We start from the raw sequence: 24,726 nt of genomic DNA, 5'->3' as shown, positions 1-24,726 counted from the left end.
GACGCCACCGTCACATCCCTTGCGACATCCCTGATACAGGTCCACGTTCAAGACAACATAAGGACCCCGATTAAATGCCCACAGAACGTTTCACCTTCCCCGGTCATGACGGCCAACAGCTTGCCGCGCGCCTTGATATGCCCGATGGTCCACATCTGGCCACGGCGCTCTTTGCGCACTGCTTCACCTGTTCCAAAGACATCCCCGCCGCGCGCCGGATCGCGGGCCGCCTTGCCTCGATGGGCATCGCCGTGCTGCGGTTCGACTTCACCGGCCTTGGTCATTCAGAGGGTGAATTTGAAAACACAAACTTCACCACCAATGTGCAGGATCTCATCGCCGCTTGTGCAGAACTCGACAAACGCGATATGTCCCCCTCCCTGCTGATCGGACACTCCTTGGGCGGTGCAGCCGTTCTCAAGGCCGCCCCGCAGATGACGTCAATCAAAGGCGTGGTCACCATCGGCGCGCCCTTTGACCCCGAACATGTCACCGAAAACTTCGCAGACAGCCTTCCCGATATCATCCGCGACGGCGTGGCCGAGGTGTCCTTGGGCGGTCGCCCCTTCCGCATCTCCAACGATTTCCTCGAAGACATCGCCAAAGGCGAACTGACGCCTGCGATCTCCAAGCTGAACGCAGCCCTTCTGGTGCTTCACGCGCCTCGCGATGCCACCGTCAGCATCACCAACGCATCCGAGATTTTTCTGGCCGCCAAACACCCCAAAAGCTTCATCACCCTTGACGACGCCGACCACCTGCTGGGTCGGGCCGAAGACGCGGAATATGCGGCCACGCTGATTGCAGGCTGGGCCTCCAAATACATCGACTTGCGCCGCCCCGCGCCCCCCATCGGCATCCCCGAAGGCATCCTGCGCGTGTCCGAAGCCGACCCTGCGGGCTTTCTGCAAGACATCCAAAGCGGCCCGCACCATGTCCTGGCCGACGAACCCGCAGCCTATGGCGGCACCAACAAGGGCCTCACCCCCTACGGCTTTTTGTCCGCCGGTCTGGGCGCCTGTACCTCCATGACCATCCGCATGTATGCCCGTCGCAAAGGCTGGCCCCTCGCCTCGGTCAGTGTCGATGTCACCCACGACAAAGTCCACGGCCAGGATGCCGAGGCCAAATCCAAGATCGACAGCTTCACCCGCACCATCCACCTGACAGGCGATCTGGACGACACACAACGCGCGCGCCTTCTGGAAATCGCGGACCGCTGTCCCGTGCACCAAACACTGGAACGCAGCAATCACATCAAAACCGAACTGGCATAATCGCCTGTTTCGTTTTGCTGCAAATACTCCCGCCGGAGGCGCATCTCTCAACCCAAAAACCACGCCTTCCGCGATGGGCTCACACACGCAACAGGCACCCATAAACAAAACGAGGCGCGGAGCATCGCTCCGCGCCTCTCATTTTAATACCCATAAACAGGTCTTAGCCGCGGGCGTCGCCCACCAGCTTCCAGATCGCGGGGAATGCGATGACCGCAACCACCAGCTTCAGCGCATCAACCCAGATGAAGGTTTTGACACCGTAGGCATACCAGTTGGCCCAACCGTAACCGGTGAAGGCTTCGCCACCCACAAAGCCGGACACCGCCGCCGTCGCAGCACCACCCAACAGGGCCGCACCGGCGCTCAGCCACATCACACCCGGGATGTAGACGCACAAGATGCCCACGGCCATGGCCGCAGCCATCCGCAACGGGGACCGGTCCCAACCGGCAGAGGCCAGCGCGCCGACCGCATATGCGGCAATCATGAAGCCCAGAAGATAGCCACCCGTGGCCCCCAGCACATAGGCCGGACCGGCAACAGCCCCCGCAAACACAGGCAGACCCTGCAGACCCAAAGCGATGTAGGACGCCACCGTCGCAGCCCCCAGCTTGGGCCCGTAGGCCGCACCGATCACCATGACAACCAGCATTTGCAAGGTCACCGGCACCGGCTGTGTCAGGATCTGGATCTTGGCGGAAACCGTCAGCGCGGCCACACCGGCCACCAGCAAAATTGCACGCTTGATCCAGAGGGCCGCACCCTGCGCATCCCAAAGGCGGTCGCTCAGGACCATGTTTGTTGTGGCTGTCGACATGACGCTCTCCTTTATTTCGTTGGCCGCAGATAACCCTGTGCGCGCGCGTTCTGCAAGTGCGAAGGCCGCCTTGGCCCCCAGATATCGCTAACGCCGCACATACCACGTGACCGAAGTGTACTCCTTGCGCGGGCCAGAGACGTCCCAGCGCAGGGACCAACAGGTCCATTCCGAAAAGTCATACCCCCCCCGATACATGTCCGCGCCGCACAGATGTTCTGTGGCCTGCCCGCCATGTTCGGGATCAAAGTCATGAAACGGCTGCCCATCGGCAAAGGCCACTTCGATGCGCGCGCCTGCAGGGCGCCACAGATACGACCGTTCTGCAGTGAAGGTGCCACTGCCCATCTGCAACGCGCCCGTTTCGCGGTAAATCGCCCCCGGCCCGTCTGCCGTGATCGTGGCCGTGCCCTCAAATGTGGTCTCGGCCCCGGTCAACCGGTCCTCAATCCGGCGCGACACGGTATAGCCGCCCTGAAAATCCGCGATACCCCGCATCAGTCGCTGTAGACCCCGTCGGTGAAACTGCCGTCTTCGGCAATGAACCGCAGAACATCACCGTCCCGCGCCATGTCGTAACAAAACCAGCCATCGCTGGGGGGCCACTGGCTGCAATAGGCGTCCCCGCGCACGGCCCAATAGCCCCAGCTGTCCCGCCCCGCATTATACAGCGTCCGGCCAGAGGCGCGGAAATCCTGTGTGGCCCCGTCGGTGTAGACCAAAGCGCGATCCGTCAGAGCAGCCTCAATCTCGGCCCCGGTCATCGCCTTAAACTCCGCCAGTGCGGCACCGGGCACCAGCACAGCTGCCAAAACCATTCTCCGCATATGCCACCCCCTGTTGTTCTTGGCCGCCCCACAGCTTATGACGCAGCAAACCCGATTTCGCACGTCACAAAAAGGCCATTTGCCCATGATTCCCCGTTACGCCCGCCCTGAAATGACCGCCATCTGGGACCCCGCCACCAAGTTCCGCATCTGGTATGAGATCGAGGCCCACGCCTGCGACGCCATGGCCGACATCGGCGTGATCCCCCGCGAAAACGCCGAGGCTGTCTGGAAAGCCAAAGACGTGGAATTTGATGTGGCCCGCATCGACGAAATCGAAGCCGTCACCAAACACGACGTCATCGCCTTTCTGACCCATCTGGCCGAACACGTCGGTTCAGACGAAGCACGGTTCGTGCACCAAGGCATGACATCATCGGATGTGCTGGACACCTGTTTCAACGTGCAACTTGTCCGCGCCGCCGACATCCTGATCGCCGATCTGGATAACCTGCTGGCCGCGCTGAAAAAACGTGCGATGGAACACAAGATGACCGTCCGTGTGGGCCGCAGCCACGGTATCCACGCCGAACCCACCACAATGGGTCTGACCTTTGCACGGTTCTATGCCGAAATGGACCGCAACCGCGCCCGTATGGTCGCAGCCCGTGACGAAATCGCAACCGGTGCCATTTCCGGCGCCGTGGGCACCTTCGCCAACATCGACCCCGCGGTCGAAGAACATGTGTGCGAAAAACTGGGCCTGACACCTGAACCCATCAGCACCCAGGTCATCCCCCGCGACCGCCACGCGATGTTCTTTTCCGTATTGGGCGTCATCGCGTCGTCCATCGAAAACGTCGCCATCGAAATCCGCCACATGCAGCGGACCGAAGTGCTGGAGGGTGCGGAATTCTTCTCCATGGGGCAAAAAGGCTCCTCCGCAATGCCGCACAAAAAGAACCCTGTGTTGACCGAAAATCTGACCGGTCTGGCCCGTCTGGTGCGCATGACCGTGATCCCCGCGATGGAAAACGTGGCGTTGTGGCATGAACGCGATATTTCACATTCGTCGGTGGAACGCGGCATCGGGCCGGATGCGACGGTGACGTTGGACTTTGCGTTGAACCGTTTGACCGGCGTCGTCGACAAGATGTTGATCTTCCCTGAAAATATGCTCGACAATATGAACAAATTCCCAGGATTGGTGATGTCCCAGCGCGTGCTTTTGGCCCTGACACAGGCCGGCGTCAGCCGCGAAGACGCCTATTCCATGGTCCAGCGCAATGCGCTGAAGGTGTGGGAACACCGCGTCGATTTCCGCGAAGAACTCCTCGCAGATGACGATGTGGTTGCCGCCCTTGGTGTGGACGGCATCAACGAAAAATTCGACATGGATTATCACACCAAACACGTCGACACGATTTTCAAGCGCGTGTTCGGCTAACCCCACCCCTTTGCCTCCGTGGGCCCCCCAAAGCGCCCACGGATGGTTTATATGCGTCAGGCTGCGTTCAGTTCGGCCTGATGCTTGTGACGGGCCGCAATCGCCATGACGGCGTATTTGTGCCCGTCATCGCCATTCTCATATGGCTCCCCCATCAGTTCGGCACCGTAGCCCAGACGTTTCAACGCACGCAGGAGCCACAGGTTGGACAGCGAAATCAACGTGTCCGCGCCTTCGGCGTTGGCCATATCGATCAGCCCTTCGACGATCAGATCAAGACATTGCGTGCGCACCCGCATCGACCGGACTTCAGGTGAAATGACAAGCCGCGTACACTCCCACACGTTCGGGGCGTCAATGACCTTATCCAGCAAGTTGTTGGGGATCGTCGACAGTTTACCCGTCATCGCATCCTTCAGCATGTACGTGTGATCGCCCCACTGTGCGGCACAGGACATAGCCCGAGCGCCTGCCAGGACGCGACCCTGATCATCCAGAACCAGCGAATAGCGTGCCATCGGGTTGTCGTATTGGTCCATCTCCACATCCGCATTGTGTGGTATCTGCCAATGCAATGTATCGACGAAGAACTGTTTTCTAAGCGCAAGATAGTCAAAAAAGGCCGGACCATGTTGATGGACGCCGGACAATTCAAAGGTGATATTTTCCATTTCTACTCTCCTTTTTGGAGAGTCCATTTAGCGCTGCTTTCAGAAGATGGTTAATACTTTCCTATCATTTTCGCGAAAATCCGACGCCGAATTCGGAAAAGACCTAAACTCCGGGAAATATTAACTATTTGTTAACGAATAGGCGGCCTTCAAAGCAGCCCGAATTCCTTCGCCAACGCCGCCGCCTGCGCAGAGGTCTGCGCCCCGAGTTTGGTCTTGGCATTCTTCAGACGTTGTTTGACCGCCCCCTCCGACACCCCAAGGTCGTGCGCAATCTGTTTCAGGCGCATCCCCTCCCGCAGCATCGACAGCGCCTCAAGTTCGGCTTGGGTCAGGTTCGTCGGCGGCGCTTTCTCGTGGTGCCGACGTTCGATATACCCTGTCAGCGACAGAATTTCGTCGTCCTCGAAATCCCGATCCGATCGCGCGAAATGGCCAAACGACCGGTGCCCGTCGGTGTTGCCGTCAAAATAGGACACCGCCAACCCGTAACGCAGCCCAAAGGTCTGCGCCTGATCCAGCACCCGCATGGGATCGGGCAGTTCAATGTCCCGCCACCGAACCGCGCCCGTGTTGCTGTAAACCCAGCGCGTGACCGGATCATGCAGCATGAACCTCAATTTGGTGTAGTGATCGACCCATGGTTGCGGAAGGGCATTGACCTCCTCCATCGGAAAGGCAAAACCCACTCTCAACGCGATGTAATAGCCCGTCGGGGCCAACATCAGGACGTCATCGTGGGTCTCTAAATCCGTCAAGCTGCGCCCTCTCGCGCATCGGATCCTACAGATGTTCCTGTCCTTTGGAACGTGATCCGATTACTATTCTCATGTGCTGTGCACTTTATGTATTCTGTCTGTTCAGACGCAAGCAACCTCAAAGAGAGCGCGGAAGCTCATTATGGATAATATAGACAAAATTACGACCCTTTTGGAAACAATAGAGGACCTCGCGCCCGCGGGTTTCGCAATTGCATTCCATATTCGCCTCACATCGTCCGAATTTCAATTCCAGACCTACCCGAAAGCCTGGATGGAAGTGTATTCCCAAAACGGTTATGTGCTGTCTGATCCGACTGTCAGTTGGGCTTTCTCGAATGAGGGGTATATCCGTTGGTCCGATTTATCGGATCAGGATGTGCTGAAAATCTACGAACAATCATCGGCTTATGGGATGAAGTACGGTGCAGCTATCGGGATTGAGGCGGATGACACCCGCAGTATTGGCGGGTTCGCCCGTCCGGACCGCGAATATACAGACGAGGAAATGCAGCAATTATCCGACTATATTCGCCAATTACATCTTCTGACCGCATCCAAAACAGGGATGGATGACGCGCTGAGAAATGAATTGCACGACCTGTCCGTCAAAATGACCCATCCCAGCTAAACCTTGGGTTGAATTTCACTTTTGACATAAATTAACAGGCGAACCGACACTTTCATCCCGGCCGGTTGAAATATCATCGCGGTTAACCACCGATTCATGTCCTTTGGCTAGACCACACGCACTCAGATCAAAGGTGCACCATGGCAACGCCGACCCAGACGCTCCCCGATATTCCGCGATCCCGCAAGGCCGCGATGGTGGTACAGCTGCTGTTGCGCAATGACGGAAATCTGCCCCTCGAAGACCTTCCCGAAGCATCGCAGGCGCGGCTGACACGGGAATTGGGCGCGCTCAGCATCATTGACAAAGTGACTTTGCACCACGTCATTGACGAATTTTCGAAAGAACTGTCTGCCGTCGCCCTGACCGCGCCCGGCAGCGTTGAGGCTGCCTTGAAATCCCTTGAGGGCCGGATCTCCCCCGCCACTGCGGCCAAACTGCGCGAAGAGGCCGCGGCACGCGCCGGTCATGATCCGTGGAAATCTGTTTTGGAGCTTGAGAACAAGGCGATTTTGCCCATCACCGAGGCCGAAAGCCCCGAGGTTTGTGCAATCATGCTGTCCAAAATGTCGACGCCGAAAGCCGCCGAATTGCTTGGCATGATGCCGGGGGACCGTGCACGACGGATCGCCTATTCCATGTCCCGCACCACCAAGGTGACAGCGCAGGCCATGGCACGGATCGGCGCAAGCCTTGCGCAGAATTATTGCGGCGCGACCATGCCTGCTTTCGCCGAAAGCGCCGAAACCCGGATCGGTGCCATCCTCAATTCCAGCTCTGCCAGCACCCGCGACGGCATTCTCGAAGGGCTCCTGTCCGAAGATCCGACCTTTGGTGAGGGGGTCCGCAAGGCGATCTTCACCTTTGCCGATATCCCCGACAGGCTGTCTGTCCCCGATGTTCCCAAGGCCATTCGCGAAGCCGATCAGTCCGATCTTGTCGCAAGTCTGGCCTATGCCCTGCAGGCGGGCGGCACACTGGCGGACGCGGCTGATTTTATCCTGAACAACATGTCCAGTCGCATGGCCGACAACCTGCGCGACGAAATCGAAGAAGGCGGCAAAATCAAGCAGTCCGATGGGGAAAAGGCGCAAACCGCCGTGGTTGCGGCCATACGCAATGCGGCGGACGAGGGCATCATTGTTTTGGTGGTCGAAGACGACAGCAGCAACGACTGAGCCGTCAAAAGCAGTCTTTCCTTACGGCGCAACTGCTCCTAGCATCACAGGCATGACCAAATCATCGTCCCCCCGCCACCCTGACCATGCACATACGGCGCGCCGTTGGCATGACATGGGCGGCGATGCGGCTGGCCCCGTTCCCACCGACCAACACGATTTTTCGCTCTGGGAAAAACGTGTCGACGCCCTCATGATCATCGGATCGGCCAAAGGATATTTCACCGTCGACGGGCTGCGCCGTGTCCTCGAAGATATGGGCAAGGACGCGTTCGAAAGCATGACCTACTACGAACGCTGGATCGCCTCGGTCAATCAGAACCTGATCGAAGGCGGCGCCTATACTACGGCCGAGCTCGCAGAAAAGATGGACGAAGTTGCCAAACGCGGGGCCACCTACGGCGACGCGGCACAGGCCACGTGATGCAACACGTCCGCGTCAAACCCATGATGCCCCCCGGCCATGTGCGCACCCCGCATTATCTGCGGGGCAAAATCGGCGTCATCGAACGGTCATTGGGGGCGTTTCCCAACCCCGAAGATCTGGCCTACGGCCACGCGGCCCCGGCACTTCCCCTGTACCGTGTCCGCTTTCGCCTCGGTGACATCTGGGGCGAAGACACGCCGCACCCCGACGACACCCTTGATGCTGAAATTTATGACCACTGGTTGGAGCCTGCCGATGCCCCATGATCACCATGACCACCTCAGCCCCTCCGGCCATCCTTACCGCGAAGACGACGACACCCCGCTGAGCTATTGGCAAACCATGGAAATCGCCGTGCGGGAATTGCTTGTAGAAAAAGGCATCACCACCCCAGCCGACATCGCAGCCCAGATCGAGACCATGGACGCCCGAAGCCCGGCAAACGGCGCGCAGGTCGTGGCCCGCGCCTGGACTGACCCGGCCTTTCGCGCAGAACTGCTGGCCGACGCCTCCGCAGCAACCCGCGACATGGGGTTCGACATCGGCCCCCTCAACCTGATCGCACTGGAAAACACTGCCGACGTCCACAACGTCGTCGTCTGCACCCTGTGTTCATGCTATCCACGCAATCTTTTGGGGTTGCCGCCCGACTGGTACAAATCCCGCGCCTATCGCAGCCGGACCGTGCGCGAACCGCGCGCGGTGCTTGCCGAATTTGGCGTAACTCTGCCCGACACCACGACCGTTCGGGTGCACGACAGCACCGCAGACATGCGCTACATCGTGATCCCAGCCCGTCCCGAAGGAACAGAAAACCTGTCGGAACACGAACTGGCGGCCCTTGTCACCCGTGACAGCATGATCGGCACGGGGCTCGCAAAATTGCCGTGATCAGCGCAGGACAGCCGTCGCCAGCACAGCGCCCGGCCCGTGTTCCTGTACGATCACAACAATCGGGGCCGCGCCGGAAACGGGCACTGTCATCTCAAGCGCACCGCGCCCGGACCATTCGCCCACCACGTCCCAATCCGTCACGATATTGGCATAAGACAATGTGCGTCCCGCGTTCTCGCCCCGCCGGATATCAACCGTTTCGGACGGGCTGAACCGCACGATCTGCACCACCGTACCGCTGGGCAGGGCCTGCGCCGTTCTGCCCGAAATCGTCAACTGGTTGCCCGACCGCGTTGCCGAAACGCGCACCCCTGTTGGCGCCTTTTGCGCCATGATCGCCTCGGCCACCTGCATCGGTTTGGTGCCGACGACATGGTCCTCTCCGCCGATGATCATTTGCGGAGTGTAGATCGTGTTGACCCCGGCCACGGCCGCATAATTTTGCTGTCGGCGGGTATGGGACGGGTCGGCAAAACTGTCGGCCCAGCCGATGTAGTCCCAATAATCCACATGCAACGCGAGAGGAATCACATCCCCCCGTTCCGCCAGATCATGCAAAAGCGCATCCGCAGGCGGGCAACTGGAACAGCCCTGAGAGGTATAAAGTTCAACAACCACAGGGCCATCGGCCACCACCGGGGTGGCGAGGGTCAACACTGTGGCAAGGCTGGCAATAAGACGACGCATTCGGAATTCCTATTCAATGCCCCCTGCCTATCCGACCCGTCCGCCCGGTGCCAATCAACCGTTTGCGAGGGCAGTGTTACAATTCGACCCCGCCCCCTTTCCTAACCCCCCCGCCGGATGCAACGATAGGTCAGCTTACGCGTTGATCCCTGCCACACCTCGAAGGAGAACCAAATGCCCATCACCGTTGGTCACGACCAATCCAAAACCCGCACCACGCTGACGGTCGGGGATCAGACCGTTGCCTATTATTCCATCCCCGCCGCGCAAGCCGCCGGTTTGGGGGACTTTTCCAGATTGCCGGCGGCGTTGAAGGTTGTTCTGGAAAACATGTTGCGGTTCGAAGACGGCAAGACGGTGACGACCGACGATATCAAGGCCTTTGCTGAATGGGGGACCCAAGGCGGTAAAAACCCCCGCGAAATTGCCTATCGCCCTGCGCGCGTGCTGATGCAGGATTTCACCGGCGTGCCTGCGGTCGTTGACCTTGCGGCGATGCGCGACGGGATCGTGGCCTTGGGCGGCGATGCGCAACAGATCAATCCTCTGAACCCTGTGGATCTGGTGATTGATCACTCCGTGATGATCGACGAATTCGGCAACCCACGGGCCTTTCAGATGAACGTGGACCGCGAATATGAACGCAACATGGAACGCTACACGTTCCTCAAATGGGGTCAGACCGCGTTCAACAATTTTCGCGTGGTGCCGCCCGGCACGGGCATTTGTCACCAGGTGAACCTTGAATACCTCAGCCAGACGGTCTGGACCGACACCGACCAACACGGGGAGGAGGTCGCCTACCCCGACACCCTTGTGGGCACCGACAGCCACACCACCATGGTCAATGGCGCTGCCGTGCTGGGCTGGGGCGTTGGTGGGATCGAGGCGGAGGCCGCGATGCTGGGTCAGCCCATTTCCATGCTGATCCCCGAGGTTGTGGGGTTTGAGCTGACCGGCCAGATGATGGAAGGCACCACCGGCACCGATCTGGTCCTGAAGGTCGTCGAGATGCTGCGCGAAAAGGGCGTGGTTGGAAAATTCGTCGAATTTTATGGTGCGGGCCTCGACACCCTGCCCCTGGCCGACCGCGCGACCATCGCCAATATGGCACCGGAATACGGCGCCACCTGCGGGTTCTTCCCCATCGACGGTGAAACCCTGCGCTATCTGGAAAACACAGGCCGCGACAAAGACCGGATTGCTCTGGTTGAGGCTTATGCCAAGGAAAACGGTCTGTGGCGCGGCGATGATTACGCGCCGATTTACACCGACACCCTGCATCTGGACATGGGCACCATTGTGCCTGCGATTTCCGGCCCTAAACGTCCGCAGGATTACGTCGCCCTGACCGAGGCCGCGCAGACCTTTGGCAACTACATCACCGGCCAGCGCCCTGAATGGTCCGCCGATCAGGAGGAAAAGGCAGACTGGACCGGCGAAGGCGGCCAGCCCGCCCCGCGCGACATCCCAGGCGATGAAGGAAAACACAAACGCGCCAAGGTCGCGGGCGAGGATTACACCATCCACGACGGGTCCATCGTCATCGCCTCCATCACGTCCTGCACCAACACATCCAACCCTTATGTCATGATCGGCGCAGGGCTGGTGGCGCGCAAGGCGCGGGAATTGGGGCTGAACCGGAAACCGTGGGTGAAAACATCGCTCGCCCCCGGCAGCCAGGTCGTGTCTGCCTATCTTGAGGCCGCGGGCCTGCAAGAGGATCTGGACGCCATCGGCTTCAACTTGGTGGGCTACGGCTGCACGACCTGCATCGGCAACTCCGGCCCGATCCAGAAAGAACTGTCCGAAGCGATCAACGAAGGCGATATCATCGCCACCTCCGTCCTGTCGGGCAACCGCAATTTTGAAGGGCGCATTTCACCCGACGTGCGCGCCAATTATCTGGCCTCGCCGCCGTTGGTGGTGGCCTATGCACTGGCCGGTGACATGAATGTGGACCTCACCAAAGACCCCTTGGGTCAAGACAAGGACGGCAACGACGTCTTTCTGAAAGACATCTGGCCTTCGTCGCAGGAGGTGGCGGAGCTGGTCGAAAAGACCGTCACCCGCGCCGCGTTTCAGGAAAAATACGCGGACGTCTTCAAGGGCGACGAAAAATGGCAGGGCGTGGAAACCCCTGATCAGGAAACCTACGACTGGCCCAGCACGTCGACCTATATCCAGAACCCGCCCTATTTTCAGGGCATGTCCAAAGACCCCGGCACGATCACCAATATCGAAGGGGCCAAGGTGCTGGCGGTCCTGGGCGATATGATCACCACCGACCACATCAGCCCCGCGGGGTCCTTCAAGGAAAGCACGCCAGCGGGCCAGTATCTGGTGGAACGGCAGGTCCCTGTGCGGGAATTCAACTCCTACGGGTCGCGGCGCGGCAACCACGAGGTCATGATGCGCGGCACCTTTGCCAACATCCGCATCAAGAACGAAATGCTCGACGGTGTCGAAGGCGGCTATACTTTGGGGCCGGATGGCAAACAGACCTCAATCTTTGAGGCGGCCATGGCCTATCAGGATCAGGGCACGCCCACGGTGATTTTCGGCGGTGAACAATACGGCGCCGGATCGTCGCGGGACTGGGCGGCCAAGGGCACCAACCTGTTGGGGGTCAAGGCCGTCATCGCCGAAAGTTTCGAGCGCATCCACCGGTCCAACCTTGTGGGCATGGGCGTGATCCCCTTTGAGTTCACCGGTGGCGACACACGCAAATCGCTGGGCCTGACTGGTGAGGAGACGGTGACGATCACGGGGCTTGATGCGGTGACCCCGCTGCAAGAGGTGCCTTGCCAGATCACCATGGCCGACGGAACGGTCAAGGAGATCACCCTCAAATGCCGGATCGATACCGCGATTGAGGTCGAATACATCGAACACGGGGGCGTGCTGCACTATGTGCTGCGCAATCTGGCCAAGGCAGCCTGACCCTGCGGGGTCGGGCGGCTAAAATTCGCGAATTTTAGCGGGCCGTTATGGTCGGTGCGGCGTCTGATATTCGGGCGCCGCATTTTTGTGTGATGGTGGATTTCAGGTATTTTTGAACCAGAGAGACATAGACGTGGCACCTGTGACGGTTAGGGTAGCACGATGACACATAGATCCTATCAGTTCACCCACGCGCTGTGCCGCGCCCCTGCAACCTCTGTCACCGACGGGCTGCGCGCTGCCGATCAGGGCGATCCTGACCCTGCGGTGTTTGCGGCAGAGCATGACGCCTACGTCAGCGCCCTACGCGATGCAGGGTGCACCGTTGCTGTGCTGCCTGCAGATGAGGCCTTTCCCGACAGCGTTTTCATCGAAGACCCCGCCTTGGTGTTGAACGGTGTGGCCATCGTCTTGCGGCCCGGCGCGCCGACGCGGCTGGGCGAGGCCGATGCGCTGCGTCCTGCACTGGTGCACCACATGGCGGACGTCGTGGATTTGCACACCGAAGGGTTTGTCGATGGCGGCGACATCCTGTGCACCGATGACCGCGTCCTGTTGGGCCTCTCCGCGCGCACCAGCGCCACGGGGGCCGAAGATTTGCGCCCCCTTGTTGAGGCGCAGGGATACGCTTTGGAGGTTCTCCAGACCCCGCCAGAGATTTTGCATTTCAAGACCGAGAGTTCCCTATTGGACGCCGAAACGGTTTTGGCCACCCCAGCCTTAGCGGCCTCCGGCGCGTTCAGGGGCCTCAAGATCATTGAAACCGTTCCGGGTGAGGAGGCTGCGGCCAATGCGATCCGCGTCAATGACCATGTTTTCGTGTCTGCTGGCCATCCGCGCACGGCGGACAGGCTGACAGATGCGGGCTATTCGGTGAAGGTTTTGAACACATCGCAGGCGGCCCTTGTGGATGGCGGCCTTAGCTGTATGTCGCTGCGTTATTCGCTGGGCTGAGAGGCCATCGCCGCCTCAAGCGCGGGGCGCAGCCGTTCTTCCAGCCCGCGCTGGGTGACAGGGTTGGCCATGCGGAACAGGATCGTGCCATCGCCGCCCACCACAAATGTTTCCGGCACGCCGTAGACGCCCCAGTCAATGGCATAGAAGCCCTGTTTATCGGCCCCGACGGCGGTGTAGGGATTGTCGAGTTCCTCAAGAAAAGCCACAGCGTTGGGGTCGAAATCCTTGTAGTTCACGCCATAGACGGGGATGCCTTCAGCGGCCAAGGCCATCAGGTTGGGGTGTTCTACGCGGCACGGCGCGCACCAGCTGGCCCAGAAGTTCACGATCTTGACCTGGCCGTCGCGCAGCATCTCATCCGTCAGCGGCGTCAGGCCCGCGATCTCCTCCACCGCGACAACGGGCGCGGGTTCGCCAATCAGCGCGGAGGGGAGTTCATCCCCCTGCCCCAAAAACATGCCCGCCGCAAAAAGCCCCGCAAGGGCTGCAAACAGCACCACGGGGATCATCAGGAGCCATTTCATTTCCTAGGCCCTTTGCGCGCCTCGACTTGGTCAAGCTGGGCGCGGACCTTGCGGGCACGGCGCATTGACAGCGCCACGATGACCACCAACAGGCCAATCGACACGCCATAGGCCAACAACACCTCGGTCGCGTATTTTCCTAGATCGGGCATCATGACCGCATCCTCGCCTCAAGCGCACGAATGCGGCGCGCGCGGATTTCGGTGGCGGTGCGCATCAGCACCAGTGCGATGAACAGCAGAACGAAGCCCGCGATACACACCAGCGCGGGATACCAGAAGACGTCAGCGACGTTTTCCTCCTTATCCAGCGACAGCGACGCAGGCTGGTGCAGGCCCTGGTTCCAGAAATTCACCGCATAGCGGGACAGCACCGCAAAGACAGAGCCCACGATGCACAGCACCGATGTCAGGTCGGCGGCGGTGTCGGGGTCCTCAATCGCTTCCCACAGGGCGATGTAGCCCAGATAGAACAAAAACAGGATCAGAAAGGACGTGAGACGCGGGTCCCACGCCCACCACGTGCCCCACATGGGCTGGCCCCAGACGGCCCCTGTAAACAGCGCAATCAGGGTCATGACCACGCCAATAGGGGCTGCCGCGCGGGCGGCCAAGGCGCTGACGTGATGGCGTCGGATCAACCAGATCAGCGACGCCACCAGCATCATGAACCACGCATTGATCGCCATCAGGGCAGACGGCACATGGACGTAGAAAATCTTGACGGTCGATCCCTGCCGGAAATCATCGGGCGTAAAGAAAAACCCCCAGACCAGCCCCACCACCAGAATGGCGATGGATCCCCACAGCAACACAGGCACCCAAGGGGTGGTGGTTGCGATGAACTTTTTCGGATTGGCATATTCCCAGATCGACATGCGCGTTAGCTAGCCCTTCCCGAAGGGGGCGACAAGGCCGCTCACCTTAAATTCACCCGCAATGCGGCGGAGGCGGCGAAAGGCAGCAAGGCAAAGCAGCCCAGCGTGATCCCCGCCAGCATCATCAGCGGCGTTGTGGCCGACAGCCCATCGGCCCCGCGGCGCACGGCCTCTGCCCCGAAAATCAGTGTGGGCACGTAAAGCGGCAAAACGAGCAGCGACATCAACAGCCCGCCCCGTTTCAACCCCACGGTGATGGCCGCCCCGAAGGCGCCGATCATCGACAAGGCGGGTGTGCCAAGGGCGAGGGATGCCAACATCCACACATAGGCCCCCGGCGCCATGTTCAGCAAAAACCCCAGCGCCGGTGCCGCCAGTGTCAAGGGCAGGCCCGTCGTGATCCAATGGGCCACGCCTTTGACCAGGGCGACCCCCTCCAACGGCAAAGGCGATGTCGCCAAAAGCGGCAGCGACCCGTCCTCAAAATCCAGCGCGAATATCCGGTCCAGCGACAAAAGCGCTGCAAGTAAGGCCGCGACCCATAGGATGCCGGGTGCGATGCGCGACAGCACCTCCGCCTCGGGTCCCACGCCGAAGGGGACCAGCACGACAACGATCAAAAAGAACGCAAGGCCAAGGCCAAAGCCGCCGCCTGCCCGCACGGCAAGCGCCAGATCGCGGCGCAACAAGGCGATCATCGCACGTCACCGCGCGTCGGCTTTGCCAGATATCGCGCGTCACCGCGCGTAAGCCTCACAGGAATGCCTCATCCGACCCGCCGGAGGCCTCGGGCGTGGCTTTGAACGGGGTCAGATCCATCTCGGGCGCGTCGATGCCGAGGTCGATATGGGTGGCGATCACGGCCACGCCGCCTTGCGCCAAATGACTGTCCCGCAGCCATGTCGCGAACATTTTGACGGAAAAACCGTCCAGACTGACCGTCGGTTCATCCAGAAACAAAACGCGGCGTCCGATGACACCAAGGCGCGCCAACCCGAGGCGGCGTTTTTGTCCTGCGGACAATGTGCCCGCCAAACGGTCCCGCAGGTCCACCAGATCAAAGGCATCGAACACCCTATCGGGCAAATCCGCCCCATGAACCTGCGCCCAGAAGGCAAGGTTTTCCGTGACGGTCAGCTGTGCCTTGATCCCGTCCGCATGGCTGGCGTATGCGCCCGTATCTTCCGCGAAATCTACTTTACCGGACAGGGCGGGCTGTAACCCCGCGAGCGTGCGCAACAGGGTGGTTTTGCCAACGCCATTGGGGCCGCGCAGTACCAGCGCCTGCCCCGCGTTCACGTCAAAAGACACGCCTTCCAACACCGGCACGCCACCGCGCGCAACCGCGAGGTCACGGACCCGCAGCACCCGTCAGACCGGCAGCAGGGCCAGCCCGACGCGGCGGCCCTCGCTCAGCAAAACATTATAGGTGCGGCAGGCGGTGGGCGACGACATCACCTCAACCCCCAGCCCCGCATCCTCGAGGGCGGTACGCAGATCGGCGGGGATATGGGCGATGTCGGCGCCGGTGCCCACAAACACGACATCCAGATCGGCCACCGCATCAATCAAGGTCTGCGCGTCGTCGTAGCCGCCCCAGGGCGCGATGCCTGTGGGCAGCACGACCAATGCGCCCTCATACACCTCACCACCGATGCGGAAAAATCCGGGGCCGTAGCCATCGACGGGCTTGGCGTCCGTATAAACAACCTCATTCAGGCGCATGACGGCCCCCCTTCATCTGGCCCAAAAAACTCCCCCCGGAGGGTCGGCCAGCAATCAAGCATCAATGTTGGCATATTGTCCGCCCACATTCTTGTTGTCGTTCGACCAGTCCCGTTTCACGCCAAGCACCAGCAAGGTGGTCGAGGCCACAAAGATCGACGAATAGGTGCCCACAATCACGCCCCAGATCATCGCAAAGACGAACCCGCGGATCACGTCCCCGCCCAGCACATAGAGCGATATCAGCGCCAGCAAGGTCGTGAACGACGTCATGAACGTCCGGCTGAGGGTTTCGTTGATCGACAGGTTCAAAACCTCCTTCAGGTCCTTGGCCTTATACTTGCGCAGGTTTTCGCGTACGCGGTCAAAGACCACCACGGTGTCATTCAACGAATAGCCCACGATGGTCAGCAGCGCCGCGATGATCGCCAGATCAAACCGGATTTGCAGCTCCGAGAATATCCCGATCGTCAGCACCACGTCATGCACAAGCGCCGCCACGGCCCCCAAGGCAAACTGCCATTCGAACCGCAGCCAGATGTAGATCAGCACTGCGCCGATGGCCAAAACCACCGCGAGGATCGCCGCCTGAATCAGCTCTCCTGATACGGTGGGTCCCACGGATTCCACGGCTGGAAAGGTCATCTCCGGATCAATGGTGCGCAGGGCATCCTGCACGGCCCCGATGGTGTCATTCGTCACCGCCTCCTCGCCGTCCTGCGCCTGAAGCGCCACGGTGGCCACGTTTTCGTCAGGTCCAAAGGTTGGGTCGAAGACTTCCGTGACAGTGACTTCGCCCACCTCAAGTGCCTCAACCACGGCGCGGTACTCGCCTACATCAACGCTCTGGGCGCTTTCGGTTCGCAGGGTCGTACCCCCCTTGAAATCAATGCCGAAATTGAGGCCCTGATAGGCGAAGGACCCGGCGGCAATGACAACCATTACTGCCGACGCCCCAAGCCACAGCTTGGCACGGTTGAAAAAATCAAACGCCGTGTTGGCCTTGACCAACCGCAGGTATTTGCCAGTGAACAACGCCTTTGGGCGTTTGCGTTCAAACCATATGATCACCAACAGGCGGGTTACGAAAATGGCCGTAAATACGGATGTAAGGATGCCCAGACCCAGCGTGATCGCGAACCCGCGCACCGGCCCTGCGCCCATGGCAAACAGGATGACCGCCGTCAGGAAGGTGGTGATGTTGGCGTCGATGATGGCCGACAGCGCCTTTTCATAGCCCAACTCGATCGCGCGGGCGGGGCCTTTGGCGGTGCGGGCCTCCTCGCGGATACGTTCAAAAATCAGCACATTGGCGTCCACCGCCATACCGATTGTCAACACGATCCCCGCAATGCCCGGCAAGGTCAGCGTGCCACCGATGAGGGACAACAGCCCGAAGATCAACGCCACGTTCACCAGCAAGGCCACATTGGCAAAGATGCCAAACAGCCCGTAGCTGAGGACCATGTAGATCAGCACCAGCGCAAAGGCGACCAGACAGGCGATCGCACCCGCATTGATGCTGTCCTGCCCCAGATCGGGGCCCACGGTCTGTTCCTGCAAGAAATCCAGTTCTGCCGGCAAGGCACCGGCGCGCAGCAACACGGCCAGATTGGTCGATTCCTCAACCGTGAACTGGCCCGTGATAATCCCCGACCCGCCCGAGATATGCGCCTGAATGGTCGGGGCCGACACGACCTCATCATCCAGCACAATCGCGAAAGGCGACCCGATGTTCTCAAGCGTATAATCGCCAAACTTGCGTGCGCCCGACGGATTGAACCGGAAGGTCACGGCGGGGCGGTTGTTCTGGTCAAACGTGGGCTGGCTGTCCACCAAATCCTCACCCGTCACAACGGGGGACCGTTCGACAATGTAATACACACCTGCCTCATCCAGAGACGGCAGCACTACGTTGCCCGCCCCCGCCCGTTCGTCTGCGTCACTGGTCCGGCCTACGACGGGGTGAAACCCCAGCTGCGCCGTGGTGCCGATGATGTCCTTGACCTCTTGCGCCGATCCGACCCCGGGCACCTGAATGAGGATACGGGTCGCACCCTGCCGCTGGATGGACGGCTCACGCGTGCCGACTTCGTCGATCCGGCGGCGCACAATCTCAAGAGCCTGACGCACAGTGCGGTCATCCGTTGCCTGCATCTCGGCCTCGGACAGGGTGATGACCAGATCGGTGTCGGACACCGCCCGCACGACGATATCCGTCTGCCCCACACCGGTGACGCTGACAACCTGCTGGGCCAACCCGCGCACCAGCGACAAGGCGCGGTCCATGCCTGCGGGTTCGGAAATGCGCACGCGCAATTCGCCTTCCGTGTTGCTTTCGTCGGTCACAAAGCCGACCGTGTCCCGCTGTGCGGCCAGCACATCGCGGACCTCGGGCCAAAGCGCACGCATCCGCGTCTCATAAACATCCTCGACCTGCACCTCGGCCAGAAGCTGCGCACCGCCGCGCAAATCCAGCCCCAGATTGACCAGATTGTCGGGCAGGAACGACGGCCAGGCCGCCGCCTGCGCCTCAAGATCGGATCCCGTTTCGCCAGCGGCCAAGGCGGCCTCTGCATCGTTGGACACCTCGACCGTGTTGTAGAACCCGTTGGGCACAGCCACAGCAATGCCGAACGCCACAACAAGCCAGATCGCCATGCGTTTCCAAAGATCAATCTTAAGCATCTCGATGTCCTGTCTGTCGGGCTAGGGCCACGCGGGAAGGCGGGCAAGGTTTGGTTCGGTAAAAATCGAAGGCGGCGCATCCCGATGGGGCCTGTGCCGCAGGATTTACGCCTCTGCGGGCTCCGTCTTGTTCAGAACCTGCGCAATGGTCGACCGGACGACGCGCACTTTCATGCCTTCACCCAGTTCCACAATCACTTCGCCATCATCAACGACCTTGCTGACCTTGCCGATCAACCCGCCTTGCGTCACCACCTGATCGCCGCGCCGCAGGGCCGCCACCATCGCCTGATGCTGTTGCAGTTTCTTTTGCTGCGGACGGATCAACAGGAAATACATGATCGCAAAGATCAGGATAAGCGGGATAAATTGGCCGAAGGCTTCCATGGTCGTTCTTCCTTATCTGTCGGCCCGGACCCCCCGCGCCAAAGTTGCGGCACACTACGTTTGCCGCACGGGATTCGCAACGCGCAGCATGTGCTTTTCATGGCGTGCATTTTGCGCCATATCCTGCCCCACGTAATCACTTTCCGAGGACATTCCAATGCACGACATCCGCGCCATCCGAGAGAACCCCGCAGCCTTTGACGCCGCCCTCTCCCGCCGTGGGGACGCGCCCCTGTCCGAGGAGTTGCTGGCACTGGACGAAGCCCGCCGCGCCAAGATCCAGGCGGCCGAAACCGCACAGGCCGAAGCCAACAAAGCCGCAAAGGAAGTGGGCGCTGCCAAAGGCCGTGGCGATGAGGCGGAATTTGAACGGTTGCGCGCGCTGGTCGCTGAAAAGAAACAGCAAATTGCCGCGTTGAACGAGGAAGCCAAAGCGCAGGACGCCGCGCTGACCGCCCGTCTGGCCGAAATTCCCAACCTGCCCGCAGACGACGTGCCTGATGGCGCGGATGAGGATGACAACGTCGAAATCAACCGCTGGGGCACCCCGCGCGACATCGACGGCGCGCTGGAACATTACGATATTCCCGCCGTCAAAGGCGGGATGGACTTTGAAACCGCCGCCAAAATCTCGGGCGCGCGGTTTGTGCTGCTCAGCGGGGCCGTGGCCCGCGTGAACCGCGCTTTGTCGCAGTTCATGCTGGATGTGCACACCACCGACAACGGCCTTACCGAAATCAACACCCCCGTTCTGGTGCGCGATGACGCCATGTATGGCACCGACAAACTGCCCAAGTTTGCCGAAGACAGCTACCGGACCGAGGAAGGCATGTGGCTGATTTCAACCTCCGAAATTCCCCTCACCTATATCGCTGCCGGTGAGGTTCTGGACGAAGCCGACCTGCCCCGCCGCTACACCGCTCATTCGCTGTGCTTCCGCTCTGAAGCCGGAAGCGCCGGTCGCGATACCGCCGGCATGTTGCGTCAGCACCAGTTTGAAAAGGTCGAAATGGTGTCAGTGACCCACCCGGACGAGTCCGACGCCGAACAAAAACGCATGTTGCGCTGTGCCGAGGATATCCTTGAACGTCTTGAAATTCCTTACAGAACGGTCGTGCTGTGCACCGGCGACATGGGGTTTGGCGCGCGCCGTACCTTTGACATCGAAGCGTGGTTGCCCGGCCAGAACACCTACCGCGAAATCTCGTCGGTTTCGACCACCGGCGATTTTCAGGCCCGTCGCATGAACGCGCGGTTCAAACCCGGCGAAGGCGGCAAGCCGCAGTTTGTCCATACCCTCAACGGGTCCGGCCTTGCGGTCGGGCGGTGCCTGATCGCGGTGCTGGAAAATGGCCAGCAGCCCGATGGCTCCGTCACGCTTCCCGCGGCTTTACACCCCTATCTGGGCGGCAAAACCGCGATCAGCGCCGACGGATCACTCGTCTAGGGTATCGGGGGTACGCGACCACTCCGGTGGTCCGGGCCATGTCACCTGCCCCAACCGGTGCGTATAGGCCCCATCGGTCACCCTGTGCGCCTCGCGCATCCGCTCGCGCTGGGTCTCGTCCATGCGGTATAGCTCGTCGTACACCTTGCTCAGGGTCGGCGTCCGCCGGTAGGCCTTGTCTGCAAAGGCACGGTCGATGGCCAGCATCGACATCTCGGACAGGCTCCGTGGCCCGTCCCGATGGGTCGACCAATGGTTCAGAACCGATGCAAGCCCCACCGGCCCGAATTTGTTGTCGAGCGGTTCGTTGACGTCGAAACGGTCCGCCACATGCCGCATCTCGCGCCAGTCAAGGCCCAGCCCCGCCTTTACAGCCCCCAGCATGATCCAGTTCAAAGCCACAGACGACAGCCCCCGACGGCTGCCCCCGCCGCCCACAGACCCGTGGTTTCCGGGGAACCACTGTTGCAGGTACTCAGGTACGAAGTGGTTGTTATCGCTGTTCAAAACCTCCATGTTGTCCCATGGCATCGCCGGAAAGGTCTTGCGCCGCTCATCAATGGCAATCGCGTGGCGGGCCGCCATCACCATGGATGACAGCTTGGCATCATGAAACGTGTAGTTGCGGTTGAACCGGTCAGCCAGAGGCAACGCAGCAGGCAGGCCCAGCGCCTTCACCGTGTCCCAGACCCCCAGATAGGCCACGCGCAAATCAACAACCCCTGCGGTATTATGCCCGTGTTTGACGCGCCAGGCCCGCTCCTCCAGCGAGGTCACGACGCGCGGGGCAAACCCCAGCCGGAACGCATAACTTTCGTCAGTGCGCGGATGGGTTTCAGGGGCGCGGGAAACATACCGCGCCACCGCCGCGGGAATATCGCGCAACCGGTCGCGCCCGCAGATGCCCGCCGACCGGATGAACCCCACAAGGGACCGCGCGGCAAAGGCCCCACGCGAAAAGCCGAAGATCATGATTTCGTCCCCCGGCTCATAGGCAAAGACCAAACGGCGGTACATGTCCTCCATCAGCGCCAGAAGACCCCAGCCCAGAGTGCCCCCAAACACGCGATCCATCTTGCGCGCCACACGGTTGTTGCCTGCACCCGACCCCACACCGGCGGTGTACAAAACCACCTGAGGCATCCCGCTGTCGGTTCGGTGCTGAACACAGCGCGCCAGACGGACGACATTGGTCGGATGCTCCGCATCGGGCCTGTTCCACGTCCCGTCGATGAAAATAACAATGCGTTTCATACTGCGTTTCCTTTGAAAATACCTTCTTCAAAGGTGAAAGACGGCAGCCCTTGTGGTCAAGTCGGCTATTCCTGACCACAAATGAACCAATGGGCCGGACCCTGCGTTAAACACCACACAATCAAAGGCCCAAAATGACCCGCGCACTTCTGACATTGCTGTTCACAATCACCTTCGTGATCTCGCCCGCCCTGACATCTCCTTTTTCGGGGTTCGAGGCCGATCAACTGCCCATCCCCCAGATCGACCCGCCCATCCAGCCGGCGGGCTATGCCTTTTCCATCTGGGGGCTGATCTACGGCTGGTTGGTGGTCTCGGCGGTCTTTGGCGTCTGGAAACGGGCCACGGATCCTGCGTGGGATATCATGCGCGCGCCGCTGATTGTCAGCCTTGCCTTGGGCACCCCGTGGTTGTGGGTGGCCAACCAGACCGCCATTGGGGCCACGGTCCTGATCATCGCCATGGCCGTGCCCGCCGTGATCGCGATGTTACGCGCGCCAGCGCATGACGCGGGCTGGGCGCGCTGGCCTGTGTCGATCTACGCAGGCTGGCTGACGGCCGCATCCTGTGTGTCCGTCGGATCCACCATGGCAGGCTACGGCGTGCTGTTTGATCAAACCGGCTGGGCCTATGCGGGCATCGCACTGGCACTCGCCATCGCCCTGCCCGTCCAATGGATCAAGCCCAACGCGCCCGGCTACGGATTGACGGTGATCTGGGCATCGGTCGGCATCATTGTCGCCAACGGTATGACCCTTGTATCTGCCGAAGCCGCCATTGGCATCGTTTTGATCGGCGCACTCCTCGCCTATCAAACCCGCAATGACACGCGCCCGGTCGCGTCCTAGACCACGCCCCGTTTCTCTGGTTCAGAAATACCTGAAAACCCTACTCGTCGGCGCGTCCCTTGCCCAAATGCTTGCGCAGACGGGACGGCGTGGATTTGGTCTTGTTCTTATAGGGGTTCTTGTCCGCCTGTGACCGGAAATGCAGGCGGATCGGCGTGCCGGGCATGTCGAAATCCAGCCGCAAACCGTTGACCAGATACCGCGAATAACTGGCGGGCAACATGTCGGGGTGGGAACACATCACCACAAACCCCGGCGGTCGCGTTTTCACCTGCGTCATATAGCGCATCTTGATGCGCCGCCCGCCCGGTGCGGGGGGCGGATGCGCCTCGGTCATGCCCATCAGCCAACGGTTCAATTGCGCGGTGGTGATGCGGCGGTTCCAGATGTCATGGGCGCGCAGAATTGCCTCTTGCAGACGGTCAAGACCGCGGCCCGTTTTGGCCGACACTGTGATCAACGGCGCGCCTTTCAGCTGTGGCAACAGCCGCTCGAACGCCTCTTTCAGCTCTTTCAGCTTGGCCTGCTTTTCAGGCTCCATATCCCATTTGTTCACCGCCAGAACCACTGCACGGCCTTCCCGTTCGGCCAGATCGGCAATGCGCAAATCCTGCTGTTCAAACGGAATTTCCACATCCAGCAACACCACCACGACCTCGGCGAATTTTACCGCGCGCAGACCGTCGCTGACCGACAATTTCTCAAGCTTTTCCTGAACCTTGGCCCGTTTGCGCATACCAGCTGTGTCGAAAATCCGCACCGGCACCGTGCTATCGCCTGCCGTCCAATCCATCTGCACCGAAATGGCATCCCGCGTGATCCCGGCCTCGGGTCCGGTGAGCAACCGGTCTTCGCCAAGGATTTTGTTGATCAACGTGGATTTGCCCGCATTCGGGCGCCCCACGACAGCAATCTGCAACGGCTTGGCGCGGGTCGGGACGCGCGCGCCCTCATCGTCCTCGTCGTCCTCAACATCCACATCCGTTTCCGGCGCGTCCGCCGCGGCGCGTTCTTCGAACTCATCGGACAAGGGCATGAGGACATCGTAAAGCTCACCCAACCCCTCGCCGTGCTCAGCCGACAAACGGATCGGTTCGCCCAGGCCAAGATTATACCCCTCCAACACACCCGCATCGGCGGCTTTGCCTTCGGATTTGTTGGCGGCGAGGATCACATGGGCGTTTTTCTTGCGCAGAATATCTGCAAACACCTCATCCGCGGGCATGACGCCTGTGCGCCCGTCGTACATGAACAGACACACATCTGCCATTTCCACGGCGCGTTCGGTCAGGCGGCGCATACGGCCCTGCAGGCTGTCGTCCGTCGCCTCTTCCAGACCGGCGGTGTCGATGATGGTGAACTTCAGGTCCCCCAACCGCGCAGCCCCTTCGCGCAAATCGCGCGTCACACCGGGCTGGTCATCGACCAGCGCCAGCTTTTTGCCGACAAGACGGTTAAAGAGGGTGGATTTGCCCACATTGGGGCGGCCCACGATGGCAAGTGTGAAGGACATGATGCG

The 24,726-nt window shown here is 60.6% G+C and carries 27 protein-coding genes; 11 read left to right on the top strand and 16 right to left on the bottom strand.

The features are described from left to right. The first annotated feature begins 74 nt into the window (after positions 1–74). On the top strand, positions 75–1,277 hold the full coding sequence (locus QZ653_RS02215; RefSeq protein WP_296417337.1) for a bifunctional alpha/beta hydrolase/OsmC family protein: 1,203 nt from the start codon (positions 75–77) through the stop codon (positions 1,275–1,277). Between the two features lie 163 nt (positions 1,278–1,440). Here QZ653_RS02215 and QZ653_RS02210 read toward each other — a convergent pair whose 3' ends face one another. The 3 genes from QZ653_RS02210 to QZ653_RS02200 form a co-directional block, all read right to left on the bottom strand. Continuing rightward, a complete protein-coding gene (locus QZ653_RS02210) occupies positions 1,441–2,097 on the bottom strand; it encodes a biotin transporter BioY (RefSeq protein ID WP_296417336.1) in 657 nt (218 codons plus the stop codon). An 87-nt stretch (positions 2,098–2,184) separates the two neighbouring features. Beyond that, positions 2,185–2,595, bottom strand: coding sequence for a DUF6314 family protein (locus tag QZ653_RS02205; RefSeq protein ID WP_296417335.1), 411 nt, complete (start codon positions 2,593–2,595; stop codon positions 2,185–2,187). Beyond that, entirely contained in the window at positions 2,595–2,924 is a 330-nt protein-coding gene (locus QZ653_RS02200; protein WP_296417334.1) for a hypothetical protein, read from the bottom strand. The genes QZ653_RS02205 and QZ653_RS02200 overlap by 1 nt, the downstream gene beginning before the upstream one ends. An 85-nt stretch (positions 2,925–3,009) precedes the next feature. Between QZ653_RS02200 and purB the strand changes: the two genes are divergently transcribed. Further along, entirely contained in the window at positions 3,010–4,311 is a 1,302-nt protein-coding gene (gene purB / locus QZ653_RS02195; RefSeq protein WP_296417333.1) for an adenylosuccinate lyase, read from the top strand. A 56-nt stretch (positions 4,312–4,367) separates the two neighbouring features. On the opposite strand, the gene QZ653_RS02190 is transcribed toward purB, so the two are convergent. After that, positions 4,368–4,982, bottom strand: coding sequence for an acyl-homoserine-lactone synthase (locus QZ653_RS02190; protein ID WP_296417332.1), 615 nt, complete (start codon positions 4,980–4,982; stop codon positions 4,368–4,370). 149 nt (positions 4,983–5,131) lie between these two features. Continuing rightward, a complete protein-coding gene (locus QZ653_RS02185) occupies positions 5,132–5,707 on the bottom strand; it encodes an autoinducer binding domain-containing protein (protein WP_412765984.1) in 576 nt (191 codons plus the stop codon). A 175-nt stretch (positions 5,708–5,882) separates the two neighbouring features. Between QZ653_RS02185 and QZ653_RS02180 the strand changes: the two genes are divergently transcribed. The 5 genes from QZ653_RS02180 to nthA all read left to right on the top strand — a co-directional run bounded on the left by QZ653_RS02180 (position 5,883) and on the right by nthA (position 8,867). Beyond that, positions 5,883–6,371 (top strand): autoinducer binding domain-containing protein, encoded by a 489-nt coding sequence (locus QZ653_RS02180; protein ID WP_296417330.1) that lies wholly within the window; start codon positions 5,883–5,885, stop codon positions 6,369–6,371. Between the two features lie 140 nt (positions 6,372–6,511). After that, positions 6,512–7,549 carry a FliG C-terminal domain-containing protein gene (locus QZ653_RS02175; RefSeq protein ID WP_296417329.1) on the top strand — a complete coding sequence of 346 codons (1,038 nt, stop codon included), beginning with the start codon at positions 6,512–6,514 and terminating at the stop codon, positions 7,547–7,549. Between the two features lie 115 nt (positions 7,550–7,664). Beyond that, positions 7,665–7,973, top strand: a complete 309-nt coding sequence (locus tag QZ653_RS02170; RefSeq protein WP_296417434.1) for an SH3-like domain-containing protein — start codon at positions 7,665–7,667, stop codon at positions 7,971–7,973. Then, positions 7,973–8,242 carry an SH3-like domain-containing protein gene (locus tag QZ653_RS02165; RefSeq protein WP_296417328.1) on the top strand — a complete coding sequence of 90 codons (270 nt, stop codon included), beginning with the start codon at positions 7,973–7,975 and terminating at the stop codon, positions 8,240–8,242. Before QZ653_RS02170 ends, QZ653_RS02165 begins: the two co-directional genes overlap by 1 nt. Further along, complete coding sequence (nthA, locus tag QZ653_RS02160) at positions 8,232–8,867, top strand: nitrile hydratase subunit alpha (RefSeq protein ID WP_296417327.1); 636 nt, start codon at positions 8,232–8,234, stop codon at positions 8,865–8,867. The genes QZ653_RS02165 and nthA overlap by 11 nt, the downstream gene beginning before the upstream one ends. Here the strand turns inward: nthA and QZ653_RS02155 are convergent, their stop codons facing one another. After that, positions 8,868–9,557 (bottom strand): DUF1223 domain-containing protein, encoded by a 690-nt coding sequence (locus QZ653_RS02155; RefSeq protein WP_296417326.1) that lies wholly within the window; start codon positions 9,555–9,557, stop codon positions 8,868–8,870. Between the two features lie 174 nt (positions 9,558–9,731). On the opposite strand from QZ653_RS02155, the gene acnA reads away from it, so the two are divergent. Both acnA and QZ653_RS02145 read left to right on the top strand, forming a co-directional pair. Further along, on the top strand, positions 9,732–12,500 hold the full coding sequence (acnA, locus tag QZ653_RS02150; RefSeq protein WP_296417325.1) for an aconitate hydratase AcnA: 2,769 nt from the start codon (positions 9,732–9,734) through the stop codon (positions 12,498–12,500). A gap of 162 nt (positions 12,501–12,662) precedes the next feature. After that, positions 12,663–13,454: a dimethylarginine dimethylaminohydrolase family protein gene (locus QZ653_RS02145; protein ID WP_296417324.1), complete on the top strand. Its 792-nt coding sequence runs from the start codon at positions 12,663–12,665 to the stop codon at positions 13,452–13,454. Here the strand turns inward: QZ653_RS02145 and QZ653_RS02140 are convergent. The 8 genes from QZ653_RS02140 to yajC all read right to left on the bottom strand — a co-directional run bounded on the left by QZ653_RS02140 (position 13,439) and on the right by yajC (position 19,658). Further along, positions 13,439–13,981 carry a DsbE family thiol:disulfide interchange protein gene (locus QZ653_RS02140; RefSeq protein ID WP_296417323.1) on the bottom strand — a complete coding sequence of 181 codons (543 nt, stop codon included), beginning with the start codon at positions 13,979–13,981 and terminating at the stop codon, positions 13,439–13,441. The genes QZ653_RS02145 and QZ653_RS02140 overlap by 16 nt on opposite strands. Next, entirely contained in the window at positions 13,978–14,136 is a 159-nt protein-coding gene (ccmD, locus tag QZ653_RS02135) for a heme exporter protein CcmD (protein ID WP_296417322.1), read from the bottom strand. The genes QZ653_RS02140 and ccmD overlap by 4 nt, the downstream gene beginning before the upstream one ends. Next, positions 14,133–14,858 (bottom strand): heme ABC transporter permease, encoded by a 726-nt coding sequence (locus QZ653_RS02130; protein WP_296417321.1) that lies wholly within the window; start codon positions 14,856–14,858, stop codon positions 14,133–14,135. The genes ccmD and QZ653_RS02130 overlap by 4 nt, the downstream gene beginning before the upstream one ends. A gap of 41 nt (positions 14,859–14,899) precedes the next feature. Next, positions 14,900–15,556 carry a heme exporter protein CcmB gene (gene ccmB / locus QZ653_RS02125; RefSeq protein WP_296417320.1) on the bottom strand — a complete coding sequence of 219 codons (657 nt, stop codon included), beginning with the start codon at positions 15,554–15,556 and terminating at the stop codon, positions 14,900–14,902. A 55-nt stretch (positions 15,557–15,611) separates the two neighbouring features. After that, the gene (gene ccmA / locus QZ653_RS02120; RefSeq protein WP_296417319.1) at positions 15,612–16,226 is read right to left on the bottom strand and encodes a heme ABC exporter ATP-binding protein CcmA; all 615 of its coding nucleotides are present in this window, start codon (positions 16,224–16,226) and stop codon (positions 15,612–15,614) included. 3 nt (positions 16,227–16,229) lie between these two features. Continuing rightward, complete coding sequence (locus tag QZ653_RS02115) at positions 16,230–16,583, bottom strand: Mth938-like domain-containing protein (RefSeq protein WP_296417318.1); 354 nt, start codon at positions 16,581–16,583, stop codon at positions 16,230–16,232. 54 nt (positions 16,584–16,637) lie between these two features. Then, positions 16,638–19,271: a protein translocase subunit SecD gene (gene secD / locus QZ653_RS02110; protein ID WP_296417317.1), complete on the bottom strand. Its 2,634-nt coding sequence runs from the start codon at positions 19,269–19,271 to the stop codon at positions 16,638–16,640. A gap of 105 nt (positions 19,272–19,376) precedes the next feature. After that, positions 19,377–19,658: a preprotein translocase subunit YajC gene (gene yajC, locus QZ653_RS02105; RefSeq protein WP_296417316.1), complete on the bottom strand. Its 282-nt coding sequence runs from the start codon at positions 19,656–19,658 to the stop codon at positions 19,377–19,379. 157 nt (positions 19,659–19,815) lie between these two features. Between yajC and serS the strand changes: the two genes are divergently transcribed. Next, positions 19,816–21,105, top strand: coding sequence for a serine--tRNA ligase (serS, locus tag QZ653_RS02100; RefSeq protein ID WP_296417315.1), 1,290 nt, complete (start codon positions 19,816–19,818; stop codon positions 21,103–21,105). On the opposite strand, the gene QZ653_RS02095 is transcribed toward serS, so the two are convergent. Then, positions 21,094–22,359, bottom strand: a complete 1,266-nt coding sequence (locus QZ653_RS02095; protein ID WP_296417314.1) for a DUF2235 domain-containing protein — start codon at positions 22,357–22,359, stop codon at positions 21,094–21,096. The genes serS and QZ653_RS02095 overlap by 12 nt on opposite strands. Before the next feature lie 134 nt (positions 22,360–22,493). Between QZ653_RS02095 and QZ653_RS02090 the strand changes: the two genes are divergently transcribed. Continuing rightward, positions 22,494–23,207 (top strand): tryptophan-rich sensory protein, encoded by a 714-nt coding sequence (locus tag QZ653_RS02090; protein WP_296417313.1) that lies wholly within the window; start codon positions 22,494–22,496, stop codon positions 23,205–23,207. Between the two features lie 40 nt (positions 23,208–23,247). Here the strand turns inward: QZ653_RS02090 and der are convergent, their stop codons facing one another. Continuing rightward, entirely contained in the window at positions 23,248–24,720 is a 1,473-nt protein-coding gene (gene der / locus QZ653_RS02085) for a ribosome biogenesis GTPase Der (protein ID WP_296417312.1), read from the bottom strand. Between the last annotated feature and the right edge of the window lie 6 nt (positions 24,721–24,726).

It is taken from the genome of Pseudooctadecabacter sp. (assembly GCF_020627745.1).
Lineage (GTDB): Bacteria > Pseudomonadota > Alphaproteobacteria > Rhodobacterales > Rhodobacteraceae > Octadecabacter.
Note: the sequence above shows the minus strand (reverse complement) of the source record. Positions and strands in the feature narration are given on the sequence as shown.

Bases quoted from the DNA above. Each gene is read 5' to 3' on its own strand.
- QZ653_RS02215 (WP_296417337.1), top strand. From the start codon at position 75: ATGCCCACAGAACGTTTCACCTTCCCCGGTCATGACGGCCAACAGCTT.
- QZ653_RS02210 (WP_296417336.1), bottom strand. From the start codon at position 2,097: ATGTCGACAGCCACAACAAACATGGTCCTGAGCGACCGCCTTTGGGAT.
- QZ653_RS02205 (WP_296417335.1), bottom strand. From the start codon at position 2,595: ATGCGGGGTATCGCGGATTTTCAGGGCGGCTATACCGTGTCGCGCCGG.
- QZ653_RS02200 (WP_296417334.1), bottom strand. From the start codon at position 2,924: ATGCGGAGAATGGTTTTGGCAGCTGTGCTGGTGCCCGGTGCCGCACTG.
- purB (WP_296417333.1), top strand. From the start codon at position 3,010: ATGATTCCCCGTTACGCCCGCCCTGAAATGACCGCCATCTGGGACCCC.
- QZ653_RS02190 (WP_296417332.1), bottom strand. From the start codon at position 4,982: ATGGAAAATATCACCTTTGAATTGTCCGGCGTCCATCAACATGGTCCG.
- QZ653_RS02185 (WP_412765984.1), bottom strand. From the start codon at position 5,707: ATGTTGGCCCCGACGGGCTATTACATCGCGTTGAGAGTGGGTTTTGCC.
- QZ653_RS02180 (WP_296417330.1), top strand. From the start codon at position 5,883: ATGGATAATATAGACAAAATTACGACCCTTTTGGAAACAATAGAGGAC.
- QZ653_RS02175 (WP_296417329.1), top strand. From the start codon at position 6,512: ATGGCAACGCCGACCCAGACGCTCCCCGATATTCCGCGATCCCGCAAG.
- QZ653_RS02170 (WP_296417434.1), top strand. From the start codon at position 7,665: ATGGGCGGCGATGCGGCTGGCCCCGTTCCCACCGACCAACACGATTTT.
- QZ653_RS02165 (WP_296417328.1), top strand. From the start codon at position 7,973: ATGCAACACGTCCGCGTCAAACCCATGATGCCCCCCGGCCATGTGCGC.
- nthA (WP_296417327.1), top strand. From the start codon at position 8,232: ATGCCCCATGATCACCATGACCACCTCAGCCCCTCCGGCCATCCTTAC.
- QZ653_RS02155 (WP_296417326.1), bottom strand. From the start codon at position 9,557: ATGCGTCGTCTTATTGCCAGCCTTGCCACAGTGTTGACCCTCGCCACC.
- acnA (WP_296417325.1), top strand. From the start codon at position 9,732: ATGCCCATCACCGTTGGTCACGACCAATCCAAAACCCGCACCACGCTG.
- QZ653_RS02145 (WP_296417324.1), top strand. From the start codon at position 12,663: ATGACACATAGATCCTATCAGTTCACCCACGCGCTGTGCCGCGCCCCT.
- QZ653_RS02140 (WP_296417323.1), bottom strand. From the start codon at position 13,981: ATGAAATGGCTCCTGATGATCCCCGTGGTGCTGTTTGCAGCCCTTGCG.
- ccmD (WP_296417322.1), bottom strand. From the start codon at position 14,136: ATGATGCCCGATCTAGGAAAATACGCGACCGAGGTGTTGTTGGCCTAT.
- QZ653_RS02130 (WP_296417321.1), bottom strand. From the start codon at position 14,858: ATGTCGATCTGGGAATATGCCAATCCGAAAAAGTTCATCGCAACCACC.
- ccmB (WP_296417320.1), bottom strand. From the start codon at position 15,556: ATGATCGCCTTGTTGCGCCGCGATCTGGCGCTTGCCGTGCGGGCAGGC.
- QZ653_RS02115 (WP_296417318.1), bottom strand. From the start codon at position 16,583: ATGCGCCTGAATGAGGTTGTTTATACGGACGCCAAGCCCGTCGATGGC.
- secD (WP_296417317.1), bottom strand. From the start codon at position 19,271: ATGCTTAAGATTGATCTTTGGAAACGCATGGCGATCTGGCTTGTTGTG.
- yajC (WP_296417316.1), bottom strand. From the start codon at position 19,658: ATGGAAGCCTTCGGCCAATTTATCCCGCTTATCCTGATCTTTGCGATC.
- serS (WP_296417315.1), top strand. From the start codon at position 19,816: ATGCACGACATCCGCGCCATCCGAGAGAACCCCGCAGCCTTTGACGCC.
- QZ653_RS02095 (WP_296417314.1), bottom strand. From the start codon at position 22,359: ATGAAACGCATTGTTATTTTCATCGACGGGACGTGGAACAGGCCCGAT.
- QZ653_RS02090 (WP_296417313.1), top strand. From the start codon at position 22,494: ATGACCCGCGCACTTCTGACATTGCTGTTCACAATCACCTTCGTGATC.
- der (WP_296417312.1), bottom strand. From the start codon at position 24,720: ATGTCCTTCACACTTGCCATCGTGGGCCGCCCCAATGTGGGCAAATCC.